The organism is Streptomyces sp. WMMB303, from assembly GCF_029351045.1.
Classification (GTDB): Bacteria; Actinomycetota; Actinomycetes; order Streptomycetales; family Streptomycetaceae; genus Streptomyces.
The window spans coordinates 4,171,667-4,188,341 of sequence record NZ_JARKIN010000001.1 but is presented as its reverse complement, the minus strand read 5'-3'; the positions used below and the strand labels follow the sequence as shown (position 1 = coordinate 4,188,341).

12 protein-coding genes are annotated in these 16,675 nt (G+C 73.3%); 6 read left to right on the top strand and 6 right to left on the bottom strand.

Annotated elements, in window-relative coordinates:
* Positions 1–39: 39 nt before the first annotated feature.
* Positions 40–1,224: an amidohydrolase family protein gene (locus tag P2424_RS18675; RefSeq protein ID WP_276476889.1), complete on the bottom strand. Its 1,185-nt coding sequence runs from the start codon at positions 1,222–1,224 to the stop codon at positions 40–42.
* On the bottom strand, positions 1,225–2,538 hold the full coding sequence (locus P2424_RS18670; protein ID WP_276479019.1) for a glutamine synthetase family protein: 1,314 nt from the start codon (positions 2,536–2,538) through the stop codon (positions 1,225–1,227). It abuts the gene before it with no gap.
* A 524-nt stretch (positions 2,539–3,062) separates the two neighbouring features.
* Here P2424_RS18670 and P2424_RS18665 point away from each other — a divergent pair.
* Positions 3,063–3,944 (top strand): helix-turn-helix transcriptional regulator, encoded by an 882-nt coding sequence (locus P2424_RS18665; protein WP_276476888.1) that lies wholly within the window; start codon positions 3,063–3,065, stop codon positions 3,942–3,944.
* A gap of 87 nt (positions 3,945–4,031) precedes the next feature.
* Here P2424_RS18665 and P2424_RS18660 read toward each other — a convergent pair whose 3' ends face one another.
* Both P2424_RS18660 and P2424_RS18655 read right to left on the bottom strand, forming a co-directional pair.
* Complete coding sequence (locus tag P2424_RS18660) at positions 4,032–5,264, bottom strand: acetyl-CoA C-acetyltransferase (protein WP_276476887.1); 1,233 nt, start codon at positions 5,262–5,264, stop codon at positions 4,032–4,034.
* 68 nt (positions 5,265–5,332) lie between these two features.
* A complete protein-coding gene (locus P2424_RS18655; RefSeq protein ID WP_276476886.1) occupies positions 5,333–6,250 on the bottom strand; it encodes a LysR family transcriptional regulator in 918 nt (305 codons plus the stop codon).
* A 198-nt stretch (positions 6,251–6,448) separates the two neighbouring features.
* On the opposite strand from P2424_RS18655, the gene P2424_RS18650 reads away from it, so the two are divergent.
* Positions 6,449–7,933 carry a 3-hydroxyacyl-CoA dehydrogenase gene (locus tag P2424_RS18650; protein ID WP_276476885.1) on the top strand — a complete coding sequence of 495 codons (1,485 nt, stop codon included), beginning with the start codon at positions 6,449–6,451 and terminating at the stop codon, positions 7,931–7,933.
* A 97-nt stretch (positions 7,934–8,030) separates the two neighbouring features.
* A complete protein-coding gene (locus tag P2424_RS18645; RefSeq protein WP_276476884.1) occupies positions 8,031–9,218 on the top strand; it encodes an acyl-CoA dehydrogenase family protein in 1,188 nt (395 codons plus the stop codon).
* Between the two features lie 138 nt (positions 9,219–9,356).
* Here P2424_RS18645 and P2424_RS18640 read toward each other — a convergent pair whose 3' ends face one another.
* Positions 9,357–11,303 carry an AMP-binding protein gene (locus P2424_RS18640; protein ID WP_276476883.1) on the bottom strand — a complete coding sequence of 649 codons (1,947 nt, stop codon included), beginning with the start codon at positions 11,301–11,303 and terminating at the stop codon, positions 9,357–9,359.
* 458 nt (positions 11,304–11,761) lie between these two features.
* Here P2424_RS18640 and P2424_RS18635 point away from each other — a divergent pair, with 458 nt between their 5' ends.
* Entirely contained in the window at positions 11,762–12,436 is a 675-nt protein-coding gene (locus tag P2424_RS18635; protein WP_276476882.1) for a hypothetical protein, read from the top strand.
* A gap of 45 nt (positions 12,437–12,481) precedes the next feature.
* On the opposite strand, the gene P2424_RS18630 is transcribed toward P2424_RS18635, so the two are convergent.
* Positions 12,482–13,837 carry a PucR family transcriptional regulator gene (locus P2424_RS18630; protein ID WP_276476881.1) on the bottom strand — a complete coding sequence of 452 codons (1,356 nt, stop codon included), beginning with the start codon at positions 13,835–13,837 and terminating at the stop codon, positions 12,482–12,484.
* Between the two features lie 585 nt (positions 13,838–14,422).
* Here P2424_RS18630 and P2424_RS18625 point away from each other — a divergent pair.
* Positions 14,423–15,040 carry a hypothetical protein gene (locus tag P2424_RS18625; RefSeq protein ID WP_276476880.1) on the top strand — a complete coding sequence of 206 codons (618 nt, stop codon included), beginning with the start codon at positions 14,423–14,425 and terminating at the stop codon, positions 15,038–15,040.
* Positions 15,041–15,103: 63 nt separating this feature from the next.
* Positions 15,104–16,645: a DUF6801 domain-containing protein gene (locus tag P2424_RS18620; RefSeq protein ID WP_276476879.1), complete on the top strand. Its 1,542-nt coding sequence runs from the start codon at positions 15,104–15,106 to the stop codon at positions 16,643–16,645.
* Positions 16,646–16,675 lie beyond the last annotated feature (30 nt).

Below are 16,675 nucleotides of genomic sequence, written 5' to 3'. Positions count from 1 at the left end.
GGACGTGAACGGATTCGGACGACCTGCCGCCTCGGCCGCTCACAGACCGTAGAGCCGTCGGGCCGTACCGCCCGCGACCATGAGGGTCACCCGTTCCGCGTCGGAATGCGACCACGCGCCCCGGCGCACCCACTCCCGCGTCAGCTCCGTCATCGCCTCCCGGAAGAGCCCGGCGCCGACCAGGAAGAGCTCCGGGATGCCGAAGGCGTCGGTGGAGAAGAGGAGCTTGCCGAACGGGGTCAGTTCCAGCAGCTGGGCCAGGACCTCGCGGGCACGGGCCCCGGTATGGCTCAGTGCGAGCCCGAAGTCGGCGTAGACATGCGGGAAGACGGCCGCCAGATAGCCCGCGCCGCGCTGATAGGGGTAGCAGTGCAACAGGATCAGCGGGGCGCCGTAGGGGGCCACCGCGCGGATGAAGTCGGTCAGCAGCAGCGGATCGCAGCGGTCCAGACGCAGATCCGGGTCGCCGAAGCCGGTGTGCAGTTGCAGCGGCAGCCCCGTCCGCACGGCAGACCACAGCAGGTGCCGCTCCAGGACGGGGTCGGAGAGCCGGCCGCCGGGTACCCGGGACGCCAGCCACCGGTCGGCTGCCGCGTAGATCTCCGAGGTGCCGGGCGGAGCGGGCGCCAGCTCCAGCCCGCAGCGGTAGGCGACCACGGACTTGAAACCCCGGGCGGTGCGGGCCGACTCGCGGATCGCGTCCGAGACCTCCGCCAGGAAGCTGTGCGTGTCGCGCGCGGCATCGGCGGCCCGCTCGGCCAGCCGCTCGAGCCGGACGATCTCATGGGCCTCGGCGGCCGCCGCCTCGGCCAGTTCGCCCGGCGTCAGCAGCCGGCCGGGCAGCCCGGTGTCGACGAGGAAGGTGGTGATCCCGCTGGCCCGCAGCATGCGGCCGGTCACCTCCGCGGTGCCCAGTTCGGCACGCCGCGCGAGGTAGCTCTCGGGCGGGCAGTGCGGATCCAGGCCGAGCACGGGAGCGCACCAGCGTCGTACCGCGAAGCCGAGCTGGGTGTCGAAACAGCTGAACGGGACGCCGGCCTCCTCCGGCGGAGAGCCGGACCGGGGAGTGCCGCGGGGTGCGGGGCGGGCCTCCGTCAGCCAGCCCCCGAAGGCGTCCGGTTCGGGTCCGCTTCGCAGCACTCCGTGGCAGTGCTGGTCGACCAGTGCCGGGAAGGCGGAGAACGTCCCGGGCCCGGATTCCGGAGACGCCGGAGGCACAGCCATTCAGTACCTCCCCCGGGTCGCGGCGGCGATCTCCCGCTCGCTCGCCCCCTCGAACAGTGCGATCTCACCCGCCCGTACCGCGCGGACCGCGTCGAAGAGCGGACCGCCCAGCGCTTCGCGGAGTACCGCGGACCGCTCGAACTGCTCCAGCACGGCGCCGAGCGAGCCGGGCAGCCTGGGCTGGTCGCCGCGCAGCGCCGGGTCCCCGGAGACCGGCGCGGGCAACCCGGTGCCCCGGCCACCGGCCGCCAGGCCGGCCAGTCCCGCCAATCCGGCCGCGAGGACGCCTCCCACCAGCAGATACGGGTTGGCCGCCGCGTCCACGCACTTGAGCTCCGCGTTGGCGCCGCCCGATGCCCCGGACCGGCCCGCGACGAACCGGAGCGCCGCCTCCCGGTTCTCCAGGCCCCAGCACCGGAAGGCGCCCGCCCAGCGGGACGGACGCAGCCGCAGATAGCTGGCGGGGGAGGGGGCGCCGAGAGCGAGCAGGGCGGGCAGCTCGCGCAGCACCCCGGACAGGAACGCCTCGCACTCCCGCGTCATGCCGAACGGCCCCTCGCCGTCCGCGCACAGGTTGCGCCCGTCCCGCCAGAGGCTCAGATGCAGGTGCCCGCCGTTGCCCACCCCGGCCGGGTCCACGACAGGGGCGAACGAGGCCGTCAGTCCGTGCCGCAGCGAGACCGCCCGCACCGTCTCCCGGACCAGTACCGCCAGATCGGCCGCGCCCACCGGGTCCGACGGCGCGACCGAGACCTCGAACTGGCCTGCCGCGTACTCGGGATGGATCTGCAGCACTTCCACGCCCTGCGCGGACAGCGCCGCCAGGACGTCGCGCAGATAGTCCGCGTTCTCCACCAGCCGGGCCATGCCGTAGGCGGGGCCGGCCGTCGGGTACGCGGGCTCGCCCTCCGCGTCCGGCAGCGGGCCGCGCACCGCCACCCACTCGGTCTCGAACCCCATCCGCAGCTCGATGCCGTGCTCGGCCAGCGCCCGGGCGGCCGTCCGGCGGGCGAAGCCGCGCTGGCAGGCCGCGTAGGGCGTCCCGTCCTGCTCGTGGCGGTCCACCGGGGCCCATGACCAGCCGGGTTGGGCGGCGAGCACCGTGAGCCGGTCCAGGTCCGGCACCAGGCGCAGATCCCCGTCGGGGCCGCCGATGTACTCGCTCGCCGTCATCGAGTCGTCGACGAGGTAGACGTCGAAACACGGGGACATGCCGACGCCGGTAGCGGCCGCCTGCGCCAGCCTGTCGGCCGGTACCGCCTTGACCCGGGTGAGGCCCGCGTTGTCGACCCAGGTGAGCGCGGTGCCGTGCACTCCGGCGTGGGCGAGCCGCGCGGCTGCGGCGCGGGCCCGCTCCTGCCCGTGGTCGGGTGTCGGCCGCCGGTCCGCGGGCCGTGCCGCGTCCGCTGTCGTCCCCGCTGCCGCCCCGGATGCCGGCGTCCGCCGTGTCGTTCCCATGCCCGCAGCGTTTACTCGCCTCCGGCGATCAGAGCAAGGCGCCGTGCGCCGGGCCACCGGATCGGCCGCCGCTCGTTCGGGGCCGCACCGGACCGGGACCGCTTCCGATTCGGTTCCGCTTCGAAACCGTGCAGACGGCGCCGTGGGATGTGCCAGGGGCAAGAAGCCTTGACACGGTGTGCCTGACTGCACGGCTAGTTGGGCAGGTACCCCCATGAGGCCACATCGGAGCGGGGAGGGAAACTTGGAAGGTGGCGAGACCCATGCGGCTACGGTACGGGAGCAGCGGTATGCGCATCACTGACGTCACTGGCGGTGAAGCGGCCGCCAGAGACGCCGTGTCGGACAGTTCGAGAGAAGGAGGCGGAGCGTCCCCGGCAGTGCCCAGGCTGGTGCTGGGCACCAGGCTGCGGAGGCTGCGGGAGGCGCAGTACATATCCCGGCGGGAGGCCGCGGAGGCGATCCGGGTCACCCATCAGCGGATCCGCGACCTGGAGCAGGGCCGTACCGGCTGCGCGCTGCGCGACATCGCGGACCTGCTGACGATCTACGGCGTCTGCGACGAGAGCGAGCGCGCGGTGCTGACCGCGCTCGCCGAGCAGGCCAACACCCCCGGCTGGTGGCAGTCCTTCCAGGGCGTCGTCCCGCACTGGCTGCACACCTACCTGGGGCTGGAGCAGGCGGCCAGCGTGATCCGCACCTACGAGGTGCAGTTCGTGCCCGGTCTCCTCCAGACCAGCCGCTACGCACGCGCCGTCGTGGAACTGATCCACGACGAGGAGCCCGAGGCGGGCATCCAGCGGCGGGTGGACCTGCGGATGCGCCGCCAGCAGATCCTCTACGGCCCGCGGGCCCCCCACGTGTGGGCCGTCATCGACGAGGCCGCGCTGCGCCGCCCCGTCGGGGGTGCGGCCACGATGCGCGCCCAACTGCGGCACCTGTGCGCGATGAGCGAACTGCCGCATGTCACGGTGCAGATCATGCCCTTCAGCGCGGGCGGACACGCGGCGGCCGGCGGCCCGGTCACGCTGCTGCGACTGCCCGAGAGCGAACTGCCCGACATCGTGTACCTGGAGCAGCTGCACAGCGCCCGCTATCTCGAGGACGATGTCGACATCGAGGCCTACCGCCGTGTCACCGACCGCCTGGTGACCTGCTCGATGCCGCCGTCCGAGACCCGCGACATGCTCCGGCGGATCGCCGACGAACTGCCGGACGAGGAGCCCGCCGAGCCGCCGACGAGGCCCTTCTCCCGCGGCTAGGCCGCCTCTTCACGGTCCGGCGCGCCGTCGGCGCCCGGCGCTCGCTCGGCGTCGCCGTCCGGGAGCGGGCCGCCCCCGCGCGGCCGCTCAGCCCGCCTCCGATACGCGTTCGAAGACCGCGGTGAGTCCCTGGCCGCCTCCGATGCACATCGTCTCCAGGCCGTAGCGGGCGCCGCCGCGCCGCATCTCGTGCGCCAGGGTCGTCAGGACGCGGGCGCCCGTGGCACCGACCGGGTGGCCCAGCGAGATGCCCGAGCCGTTCACGTTGACGCGCTGTTCGAGGTCGCGCTCGGTCAGGCCGAGGGCGCGGGTGCAGGCCAGAACCTGCGCGGCGAACGCCTCGTTCAGTTCGATCAGATCGATGTCGGCCAGGTCGAGCCGGGCCTTGGCGAGCGCGTCCCGGGTGGCGCCGACCGGCCCCAGGCCCATCGTCTCGGCAGGAACTCCGGCGCGGGCGAAGGAGACCAGCCGGACCAGGGGCCGCAATCCCAGCCGTTCGGCGGTCTCCGCGGCGGTGACCAGGCAGGCCGCCGCCGCGTCGTTCTGACCGCTGGCGTTGCCCGCCGTCACCGTCGCCGCCGGGTCCTGCGCGAGCCGTACCGGCCGCAGCGCCGCGAGCTGGTCGGCGGTGGTCTCGGGACGGGGGTGCTCGTCGGTGCCGACCTCGGTCTCGCCCTTGCGGGTGCGCACGGTCACCGGCACCGTCTCCGCCGCGAACCGGCCCTCGGCGAGGGCCGCTCCGGCGCGCTGCTGGGAGCGGAGCGCCAGCGCGTCCTGGTCCGCCCGGCTGATGGCGAACTCGCGGCGCAGGTTCTCGGCCGTCTCGATCATGCCGCCGGGCACCGGGTGGTGCGCGCCGCCCGCCGTGATCCGACCGCGGGCCAGGGAGTCGTGCAGGGTCAGGCCCGGCCCCTTGATGCCCCAGCGCCCCTCGTGGGTGTAGTGGGGTGCGGCGCTCATCACCTCCGCTCCGCCCGCGATCACGACCTGGCTGAACCCGGCCCGGATCTGCATCGCGGCGTCCAGCACCGCCTGCAGGCCCGAGCCGCAGCGCCGGTCGATCTGGGTGCCGGTCACCGAGGCGGGCAGCCCCGCGTCGAGCGCGGCGACCCGTCCCAGCGCCGGCGCCTCCGCACTGGGGTAGGCGTGCCCGAGGATCACCTCGTCGATCCGTTCCGGGGCGATACCGGTACGCGAGAGGATCTCCGAGATCAGCAGGGCCGCCAGCGACTGGGGCCGCTGCCCGGCCAGTACTCCGCCGAACCGGCCGATCGGGGTGCGCAGGGGTTCGCAGATGACGATGTCGGTGCGCTCGGACATGCGGTTGCCTTCCAGGAGCGGTTCGGTCGAAGGGCGGTCCCGGGCGTCGGCTCGGGTGCCGGCGTCGGTCACGCCGGCCCCGCCGCGGGGGCGGGCGGCGGGGCGGGCAGCACCTCGCGGGCCACCTCCAGCACGCTGCGCAGGGCCGGGGAGGGGTTGTCGGCCCGCCAGGCGAGCGCCGAGCGGAGTACGACCGGCGTGCCGTCGAGCGGGCGGTAGACCAGTCCCGTCTGCTGGATGTGGGTGCAGGAGGTGAGCGTGAGGGTGATCCCGACCCCCATCGCCACCAGCGCGAGGATCGTGTACGAGTCCGGGGCCTCCTGGACGACGCGGGGAATGTGGCCCGCCCGCTCGCAGGTCCGGAACGTCACGTCGCGGAGGCTGGAGCCGGCGCCGGCGGGGAAGCTGACGAACGGTTCCCCGGCCAGCTCCGCGACGTCGACCCGCTCCTGGCGGGCCAGCGGATGGTCCGAGGCGAGGGCGCACACCAGCGCCTCCTCGGCGATCACCCGGGTCTCCACGCCGGGCCGGTCCACGGGCAGCCGTACGAAGCCGAGGTCGAGGGAGCCCTCGGCGACTCGGTCGAGGGCGCGGTTCGCGTAGTTCTGCCCCTGCATCACCAGCTCGATACCGGGGTGCGCGGTGCGGACGCCACGGGTGAGCAAGGGAAGCGCCGTGTGACTGGAGGCGCCCGCGAACCCCACGCTCACCCGACCGTATTCACCGCGCCCGGCGGCCCGGGCGGCCCGGGTGGCGGCCTCCAGATCGGCGAGCACCTCGCGGACCGGCTCCAGAAAGGACTCGCCCGCGCCGGTCAGCCGCACCGACCGGGTACTGCGCTCGAACAACTGCACCCCCAGTTCCCGCTCCAACTGGCGGATCTGCTGGCTCAGCGGGGGCTGGGCCATGTGCAGCCGCTTGGCGGCGCGGCCGAAGTGCAGCTCCTCGGCCACGGCCACGAATGCGGCGAGGTACCGCAGTTCCACGGCGGGCTCACTTCCGGGAGGGCCCGCGGGGATTCCGGGGTGCGGCGTCGGAGAGCCCTCCGGGCGGGATGCGGATCGGCCCCGCGAGGGGGCGACTGATCTGTTGCTCGTCTTAAAAAGACTCTAATTTGGTATTGGACTCAGATCAATGGTCGCTGACAGCGTAGGCCCCGCGCGGGGTGCGCAGAGGGAGCGTTCATGCGGATCAGGATTGTGGGAGCCGGCACCATGGGGCGCGGCATCGCCCAGTGGGCCGTCACGGCCGGCCACACCGTCGAACTGGCCGACGCACGGCCCCAGGCGGTGCCGGAGGCGGTGTCCTTCGTCCGCGCCATGCTGGAGCGAGCCGCCGAGAAGGGGCGGATGGGCCGCGCGGACGCCGACCGCGCCGCTGCCGCCCTGGTCGAGCTGGAGTCGCCGTACACCGCAGGCACCGCCGAAGCTCCGGGGCTGGTGATCGAGGCGGTGCTGGAAGACCTCGACACCAAGACCGAGCTGTTCACCGGCCTGGAGCGGGCGCTGCCGGCCTCGACGGTCTTCGCGACCAACACCTCCTCGCTCTCCGTCACCCGGATCGGTGCGCGGCTCGCCGACCCGGGCCGACTGGCCGGGCTGCACTTCTTCAACCCGGTCCCGCTGATGCGGCTCGTCGAGGTGGTGCCCGGGGCCGCCACCCGCGAGGACGTGCCGGAGTTCCTCGCGGCGCTGGTCGCCGAGTCCGGGCACCATCCGGTGACCGTTGCCGACACCCCGGGCTTCCTGGTAAACCACGCCGGGCGCGGGCTGGTGACCGAGGCGTTCGCGCTGCTGGAGGAGTCCGTCGCCGGGCATCCGGTGATCGACCGCATCGCCCGCGACGTGCTCGGGCTGCGGATGGGCCCGTTCGAACTCATGGATCTGACGGGCCTGGACGTATCGGCCTCGGTGATGGACACCGTCTGGGACGGCTTCCGGCACGCCGACCGGCTGCGGCCCTCCTACCTCCCGGCCAACCGGGTCGCGGCCGGGCTGTACGGGCGCAAGTCGGCGCGCGGCTTCTACTCCTACGGCGAGGGCGAGCCGGGGCCCGGACTGCCCGAGCCCCGGCTCGAGGGCGGCGACCCCGCGCGGGCAGTACGGCTGGTCGGGGACGGACTCGCCGGGCTGGGTACGCCGCGGGAACCCGCGGCCGACGCGCTGGTGCTGGTGCCGACCTGGGGCACCTCGGTCTCGGCCGCGGTCGCCGCGGACGGCCTGCCCGCCGAGCGCACCCTGGGCGTCGACCCGCTCTCGCTGGGCACTCCGCGCCGGGTGCTGGCCGTGACTCCCGCGACCGACGGCGAGGCGGTACGGGACGCGGTGGCCGTACTGGCCCGGGACGGGCACGCGGTGAGCGTCGTACGGGACACCGCCGGTTCGGTCGCGCAGCGGCTGCTCGCCTCGATCGTCAACGTCGCCACCGGCATCGCCGAGCGCGGCATCGCCGCCCCGGACGACATCGACACCGCCGTCACTCTCGGACTCGGCTACCCGCACGGGCCGTTGGCCTGGGCCGACACCGTGGGCTCGGCCCGGACCCTGTCCCTGCTCCGAGCGCTCGCGCAGGAGACCGGCGACCCCCGCTACCGCCCCACCCCCTGGCTCACCCACCGGGCGAACCTGGGACTGCCGCTGCGCACCCCCATGCCGGATCTGCCGGAATGACCGGCCCCGGCAGGCGCGGCTGCGAGAGGGCACGGCGGGGGGTCGGGCGCTCCGCGGGAGCGGTTCGCAGCCGGAGTTGGCAGCAGAGAGGGAGAGCATGGACCAGCGGGACTTCGGGCTGAGTGAGGAACAGCGGGATGTCCGCGCGCTGGCGCGGGACTTCGTCGACCGGGAGGTGGTACCGCACGCGCGGGAATGGGACCGGGTGGAAGCCGTGGACCCCGGGATACCGCGGCGGCTGGGCGAACTCGGATTCCTCGGTCTCACCCTGCCCGAGGCGTACGGCGGAGTCCCGGCCGACATGCTGTGCTACACGGCGGTGACCGAGGAACTGGGCCGCGGGGACTCCTCGGTCCGCGGCATCGTCTCCGTCTCGCTCGGTCTCGTCGCCAAGACGATCGCCGCCCACGGCAGCGAGGAGCAGAAGCAGCAGTGGCTGCCGCGGCTGGCCGCCGGGACGGCGCTCGGCTGTTTCGCACTCACGGAGCCGGAGACCGGCTCGGACGCGGGGGCGCTGCGCACCCGCGCCCGCCGGGCCACGGGCGGCCCGGCCGGTACCGGGCCGGGCGGCGACTGGATCATCGACGGTGCCAAGATGTTCATCACCAACGGCACCGTCGCCGATGTGGCCCTGACCTTCGCGCGGACCGCCGAGGACGGCATCACCGCGTTCCTCGTCCCCACCGACGTGCCGGGCTTCACCGCTACCGCGATCCACGGCAAGCTCGGCCTGCGCGGCCAGGCCACGGCCGAACTCTCCTACGAGGGCGTGCGGGTGCCGGACTCCGCGCGCCTGGGCGGCATCGGCAGGGGACTGGGTATCGCACTCGGCTCGCTCTCCCGCGGGCGGATCTCGGTGGCGGCCGGTGCGGTCGGCCTGGCGCAGGGCGCGCTGGACGCGGCCCTCGGCTACGCCATCGAGCGGGAGCAGTTCGGCAGGCCGATCGCCTCCTTCCAACTGGTGCAGGAGCTGCTGGCCGAGTCGGAGGTGGCGATCCGCGCCGCCCGGTTGCTGACCCGGCAGGTGGCGCACCTGGCGGATGCGGGTGCCACGCCCAAGGAGTACGCGACCGAGGCGTCGGTGGCCAAGTACCACGCCTCCGAGACGGCCGTGCAGGTCAGCGCCGATTGTCTGCAGACCTTCGGCGGTTACGGCTTCATCGACGAGTACCCCGCGGGCAGGTACCTGCGGGACGCCCGGGTGCTCACCCTGTACGAGGGCACCAGCCAGGTGCAGAAGCTGCTCATCGGCCGCGCGTTGACCGGGATCGACGCCATGGCGTGACTCGTGCCGGCAGCTTTCGGGCCCGGGTGGTCCGGGGCCCGCCGGGCCGGGCCGCCGGCGAGCGGCACCCCCGGGTCCGGCACCCGGCACCCGGCGGTCGGTGCGGTCACCGGGCGCGGGGGAGGTCAGCGCCCGATGTCAGCGGCCCGGGCCGTCCTGGGCATAGAGGGCGTCGATGTCGGCGGCGTACGCTTCCGCCACGGCCGCGCGCTTGACCTTCAGCGAAGGGGTCAGCAGGCCGTTCTCCTCGGTGAACTCGCCCTCGACGATCCGGAACCGGCGGATCGACTCGGCTGTCGAGACGGCTTCGTTCGCGTGGTCCACGGCCCGCTGTACGGCGGCGACCAGTTCGGGGTCCTTCCGCAGTGCGGCGAGGGGGGTGCCCGACGGCCGCTTGCGCACCCGGAGCCAGTGGGCGACCGCTTCCGGGTCGAGGGTGACCAGCGCCCCCACGTAGCGGCGGCCGTCGCCGACGACCATGCACTGCGCGATGGGCGGCCGGCTGCGCAGCCGGTCCTCCAGCGGCGCGGGAGAGACGTTCTTGCCTCCGCTGGTGACGAGGATGTCCTTCTTGCGGCCGACGATGGTCAGATAGCCGTCCTCGTCCAGGGTCCCCAGGTCGCCGGTCGCGAACCAGCCGTCGTCCAGCACCTCGTCGGTCTCCCGGGGGCGATTGCGGTACCCGCCGAAGACGATGCCGCCCTTGACGAGGATCTCGCCGTCGTCCGCGATGCGCACGGTGGTGCCGGGGACCGGGCGGCCGACGGTCCCGGGACGCGGGGCGAGCGGCGGGGTGATGGTGGCGGCCGCCGAGGTCTCCGTGAGCCCGTACCCCTCGTAGACGGTGATACCGGCCGCCCGGAAGAACAGGTTCAGCCGGCGGTCCAGGGGGGAACCCCCGCTGATGGCGTGCCGGAGGCGGCCGCCCAACTCCTTGCGGATCCGCCGGTAGACCAGCAGGTCGTACACGCCTCGGGCCAGCCGCAGACCCGGCCCCGGGCCCTTTCCGGTGCCCAGGAAGCGCGCCAGGTCCGCCTCGCCGAAGCGCACCGCGATCCGGTCCGCACGCTCGAAGGAGGAACCCCTGCCCAGCCGCTCGGCCGTCTCCCGGCCGGTGTCGTGGATCTTCTCGAAGAGATAGGGCACGCCCACGATGAACGTCGGCCGGAAGGAGCGCATCTCGGGGCGCAGTTCCGCGGGCTTGATGCTGGGCCAGTGTCCGAACTCGATCCGCGCGGTCAGGCACGCGATCTGCAGGGTCCGGCCGAGGATGTGGGCCAGGGGCAGGAAGAGCAGGGTGGCCGCGGTCTGCCCGGTGACCTCCTTGAAGATCGGGTGCAGCAGTTCGACGGTGTTGGCCGCCTCGGCGTGCAGATTGCCGTGGCTGAGCATGCAGCCTTTGGGTCTGCCGGTGGTGCCCGAGGTGTAGCAGAGGGTCGCGACGGTGTCGGGGCCGAGCGCCGCGCGGCGGCGGGTGAGTTCGCCGTCGGGGATCTCCCGGCCCAGCTCGGCGAGCTGCTCCAGCGCCGGGCGGCCGTCCCCCGCCGGGTCGATCCGCCACAGCCGGGGCCGGTGCTCCTGTGCCGCGAGCGCGGGTTCGACCGTGGTGGCGTGCTCGGCCGTCTCCACGAAGAGGTGGGCCGCGCCCGAGTCGCGCAGGATCCACTCGACCTGCTCGGCGGAGGAGGTGGCGTACACGGGGACGGTCTGGCCGCCGGCGGCCCAGACGGCGAAGTCCAGGACGCACCACTCGTAGCGGGTACGGCACATCACACCCACCCGGGCCCCGGGCTCCAGCCCCGCCGCGACCAGCCCCTTGGCCGCATCGGAGACCTCGCGGGCGAAGGCGGCCGCGGACACCGGCTGCCAGGCGTCAGCGGTCCTGCGGCGCATGACGGTCGCCTCGGGCTCCTCCGCGGCGTTGGTGAAGGGCAGGTCGGCGAGGCTTCCGGTGACCGGCGGCGGGGCCAGCGCCTCGGCCCGGGCCGCCCGGATCCGGCCGCTCTCCTCGAGTACCTCGACCGGGCCGCGGGCTGCCAGGTCGCTGCGGCGTTTCGCGGTCGTGAGGATCTTCCGGACGCCCATCTCTTCGGCTCCTGTTCGCGGGTGCGGGGGTGGTGCCCGGGCCGGTGCGCGCTGATGACAGGACTGTCAACTTACTCATGCGTAGGGAGAATGCAATGCCCCGGACGCACTGGGCACCGACTCGGCCCGCGACCCCCTGGCGGCCCAGCCGCCGCGACCCGGTCCGCCGGGCCGTCCCGCTGCTCAGTCGCCGATGAAGACCGACGCGACATTGCGTCGGCACAGACAAGAAATGACCCCTGCCGTCAGGCCGCGAAAGAAATCAAGGAATGACTGTTGCGTGCTCAGTTACCCGCTCGTAACGTTCCATTCCACCGGGGCGCCGCCATTCCGTCGGCGCCATGGCTCGCGAGTCATATTCGGCCGCATTCCGCGGCCCGGACCCCGTGGTCCGCCCCGAGTCGGCCACGGGGTCCACCCATGCGCGTAAGTGCGTTCCTCGACCTTCAGGAGCTGATATGAGACGCACGCTGTCCGCATCTCCCCGCCGCCCGGCCGCCCGCCGCGCGACCGTGGCCGTCGCGGCCGTCCTCGGCTGTGTCGCCCCGGCCCTGGCCGCCGGTGCCGCGCACGCGGAGTCCGGAGCCGCCGCGGCACCCGTCCGCCTCGACTACCCGATCACCGGCACCACCCACCTCGCCGGCACCGACAGCGACCTTGCCCTGGGCCCCGGCACCCTGAAGACCTCGACGGACATGACCACCGGCGCGCTCACCGCGCAGACCCGGCTCCCGGACGCACCCGGCTCCTTCAAGGCGCTGGGCATCCCGGTCACCGTCACCACGGAATTCATCGAGGAAGAGCCCACCACCGGAACGCTGGACGTGCGGACCGGCGAGGTCAGCACCACCTCGCACCTCACCCTGCGACTGAAGCACCTCAAGATCGGCGGCATCCCCACCCCGGTCGGGCCGTACTGCAAGACGAAGAGCCCCGCGGTCATCGACCTGGACTCCGAGCCCGGATTCAACGTCTTCAAGGGCGGCAAGCTGAGCGGGACCTACACCATCCCCAAGTTCGAGCACTGCCTGCTGGCCACCCCCGTCATCAACAGCATGGTGCCGGGCGACGGCAACACCCTCACGCTCACCCTGGACCAGGCGTCCGCGCCCACCGACCCCGCCACCTCCTGATCCCACGCCTCGCGCGGGATCCGAGTCCGCCGCTGCCCCGGGGCGTCAGCCGCCCTCGTGCCCCCGGGGCAGCTCCGGCTCCCGGCCCTGCGCGTGCGCGGCCCCCGGGTACCGCCCGCTCGCCCGGCGCCGCAGATGCTGGGCACGCAACGCCAGTTCGGTGGCGAACCGCTGGTCGGGGTCGCCGAGCTGGGTGCCCAGGACGCGCTTGAGCGCCCGCATCCGGTAGCGCACCGTCTGCGGGTGCAGATGCAGGATCTCCGCCATCTGGGCCGCCGTCCCCCGCGTCGTCAGCCAGGTGCGCAATGTGTCGACCAGCCGCTCCCGCTGCCCCGCGGTCAGCCCGGAGAGCGGAGCCAACTGCCGTACGGCCAGCCGCTCGGCCAGCGCCGGGTCGCCCATCAGCCACAGCGTCACCAGATGGTCCTCACAGCGGGTGAGCCCCGCCTGGGGAAGGGCGCCCGACTCCACGAGGGAGAGCGCCTGCCGCGCCCAGCGCAGCGAGTCGGCGGCGTCACCCAGCTCCACCGTCACCCCGAGCACCGCGCGGCGGCCCGCCAGCGCCCCCTCCAGCATGGCCGTGCGCGGCCCGTCGACCTCGCCGGGCACCAGCAGGTGCGGCCGCTGGTCGCCCAGTTCGGCCAGGATGTCCTCATCCAGCCGGCCCGGCAGCCGTAACCCGTTGCGCCCGGCATCCGGGCTCAGCGCCACCAGGGTCACCCGCTGTGGGATACGCCAGCCGACCCGGCGGGCCAGTTCGGCCAGTGGGGAGGGCGGCGCGGGGCCCGGATCGGCCGTGGCGTGCTGACCGGCGGCCGGGTCGGAGCCGCGGCGTGTGCCGCCGACATCCGCCACTCCGGCCAGGATCAGCCGCAGCAGCCGTCCCCGCTGCGACTCCCACACGTCCTCCCCGCCGCCCTTCGCGGCCACATAGCCCTCGCGGCACAGGGACTCGATCACGTCCGTGTAGGCGAACACCGCGTCGGCGAAGGCGACGATCAGGGAAGCGGGCAGGTTGTGGCGGGTGCCCACCGTGGTCGCGCGGCGCAGCCCCACCCGGGCCCCGATCCGCAGCGCCGACTGGAGACAGTGCAGCCCCCGGCCCTCATGTGCTTCGAACTGGCCTAATCTCCGGCAGAGTTGATCCCGTTCGGCGGTGGAGGCCGACGGGTCGGCGACCAGTTCGACGAAACTGGTGAGGTTCTGGCGCACGCAGTGCAGCAGCACCGTCCGGTACGACCCCTCCAGCAGGGGCCGGTACTCGGGCACGGCGCGGCCGATCTCCTGCAACATCTCCTCGGCCACGACCGGGAGTTCGGGCCACATCACGGAGGCCAGTTCCTGGGGGAGCGCTCCCGGCGCCTGCGTGCGGGCCCGAGCGGCTGCTGCTGACTGCACCATGGACGTACCTTCCACTGTCGGCCTCGGAGCGGGACGAAAGCCAACCGGCCAAGGTGGGGGACGAGTCCGGGTGTGCACACGGCCGGTGCGGCCGGCGGGCGCTCCGACGGGATGCGTACCGCCTTCCGGAGCCGCGCGGGCCGTGACCCGAGCCGGTGGGGGTGCGGCCTCGGCGCTCGCGCACCGCAGACCATAGACCAGCCGACGCGTGGGCGCAGCCCCCTCGCAACGCGGAAGATCGCGGGGTGCACGCGGGAGTCACCACGCTGCCACCGTGCGCGGTGCGCGTCACCGGGCGGGGTCGACAACGCGCACCCGTTGATGAATCCAGGGCGGCCGGAACGGCCCGCATGCTCTGTTGTTGACAAGAAAACCAGCGGCCGGAAATCGCCCTGCCGCATCTTGGACCGAACTATTGCACCGCCGCATTACCAGTGCGTAACGTCCTGTTCTGCCGCCGCCCAGCAGGGCATACGGAAATGGCGGGCGCAGCGCTACGTGCGATGAGTAATTGCTGTGCTGAAATGGCGCTCCGGTGCGGAGTACAGCTCTTCAGGATCCCATATCCAACGGAGGGAATGTCACGTGCGCAAATTCACCAGACGAGTAGCGGTCGCGGCCGTCGCCGCAACCGCCGCCCTCGGATTCTCCGCCGCCTCCGCCGCCGCCACGTCCGCGGCGACCTGGACGGTGACACCGGGCGGGTCGTTCTCGGCGAACGCCGCCAATCCCACCCTGTCCGTACCCAACGCCGATCTCTTCTGCGACTCGTCCGACGCGTCGGGCAGCCTGAAGACCGGATCCGGCAACGCCGGCGCCGGACTCGGCAGCATCAACTCGCTGACCTTCTCCGGCTGCTCCCTGGCCGGGATCAGCTTCGACGTGACCGTCTCCAGCCCGCTGAGCATCAACGCGGAATCGGTCGACTCGGCCGACCCGGACCGGGTGGTCGGCTCGATCTCGGGCATCACCGCCTCCATCTCGGACCCGGACGGGCTGTGCACGGCCTCCTTCGCGGGCCCGGGCGGCGCCGACGCCACCGTGACCGGCTACTTCGACAACTCCACCCACCAGCTCGTGATCAACGGCGGCAACCTCGAGGCCACCAGCGCCAACTGCCTCGGGCTGATCAACACCGGTGATTCCGCCACCTTCAACGCCGCCTACGACACCGACCCGGCGCAGACGATCACCGCCGACTGACCGCTCGCCGTCCGCCGCACCCGCCCCGGCAAGGGGCGGGTGCTGCCCTCTCCGAGGAGTCCCGTGAAGCCCAGCGCGACATCCCGCCGCCGCACCGTGCGGGCCTCAGCCGTGGGGGCTCTCGCACTGGTCGCCGGGGTGCTGCCCGGCGCCGGGTCGCAGGCGCAGGAACAGCGGACGCGCCTCACGGCCGACTACGCGTGCGCCTTCCCCTCCGGCACCCGGCAGATCGAGGTCGAGCTCTCCGGGCGGTTCCCCGAGGCGGCCACGGCCGGGCAGCCCGTTCGGATCGGTGAGATCCACGCCGACGTCACCCTTCCGCAGCGGGCGCTGGAGAAGCTGCTGCCCGCCGGGACCGAGTCGGTGACCTCGGAGGCGGAACTGACCGTTCAGGTGGCGCAGGGGGGCAGTTCGGCCGACGCGCGATGGGACGGGCTGGCGGCCGACGCCACCCCGGTCCCCGCCCAGCAGGACCTCTCCCTCGCACACCGCGGCAGCGTGCCGCCGGTGACGGCCGCCCGCGGGGGAGAACTCGGCTTCACCGCCGGAGCGCTCGCGCTCGACGTCACGCCCGCCGCGGAGAAGCCCGGCGGCGAGCAGCCCACCGGGGGAGAGCCCGGAGAGAAGCCCGCCACGACGCTGCCGGCCACCGCGCCGGTACGGCTCGGCTGTCGCCCCGCCGATGGGCAGGAACTGCTGCTGGCCACGGTACGGATCGGCGGTCCGACCGACGGAGCCGACCCCTCGGCGCCACCCGGCCCGTCCGGGTCGCCCGGCCCGTCCGCCTCGCACGAGCGGCCCGAGGACGAGCAGGACGCCGCGCGCCGCAGGAGCGGCCTCGATGTCGGCGCGGCGCAGCTCCCGCCCGCCAAGCCCTGCGAACAGGAGCGGCCCACCGGCGAGCTGGACCGCTCCAAGCTGCCGGAGCCTCCCCCCGGCATCCCCGTACGGGAGAGTCCGATCGGAGGAATCCATTGGTGTGCCGTTCCGGTGGCCGTGTCCAACGTGTACAAACTCCGGGGCGCCATGGTGATCAACGATCCGCGGGACGGCGCCACCACGGCCAACCTGCTCATCCAGAAGGAGTGGGCGGTCGGTCCGGGCTACAACCAGCTGCGCCACCTGGGCGAGCTCGACCTGCCGGACGCCAGGGCGACCTTCCTGGACTTCGACTTCATGCCGGTGTCCGCCGAGATCGAGTTCACCAGCTCGCCGATGACCATCGTCACGGTGCAGCGCGGCTCCTCCTCGCCGAACTACACCACCATCTACCTGAGCCAGACCCTGCGGATGCACGACGTGGAGGTCAACGGGGTGCCGTTGGACGTGGGGCCCCGCTGCCGCACCTCCCGGCCCATCGAACTGGAGCTCAAGGGCAAGCAGCCCGAGTACGAGGTGCTCAAGGGCGGCATCCTGCGGGCGAAGTTCGAGATCCCGCCCTTCACCGGCTGCGGAACCGGTGGCGAGGACCTCGATCCGCTCTTCACCGCCTCCCTTTCCGGCGGCGGCAACTACCTCAAGCTGGTCCAGGGACCGCCCTGCCTGATGCGCCCCGGCGGCCTGGGCTGTGTCGCCCCGCCGAAGGTCCCGGAGCTGCCGAAGTGACGCCGGGGAGAGGACCGCACCGGAAGGGGG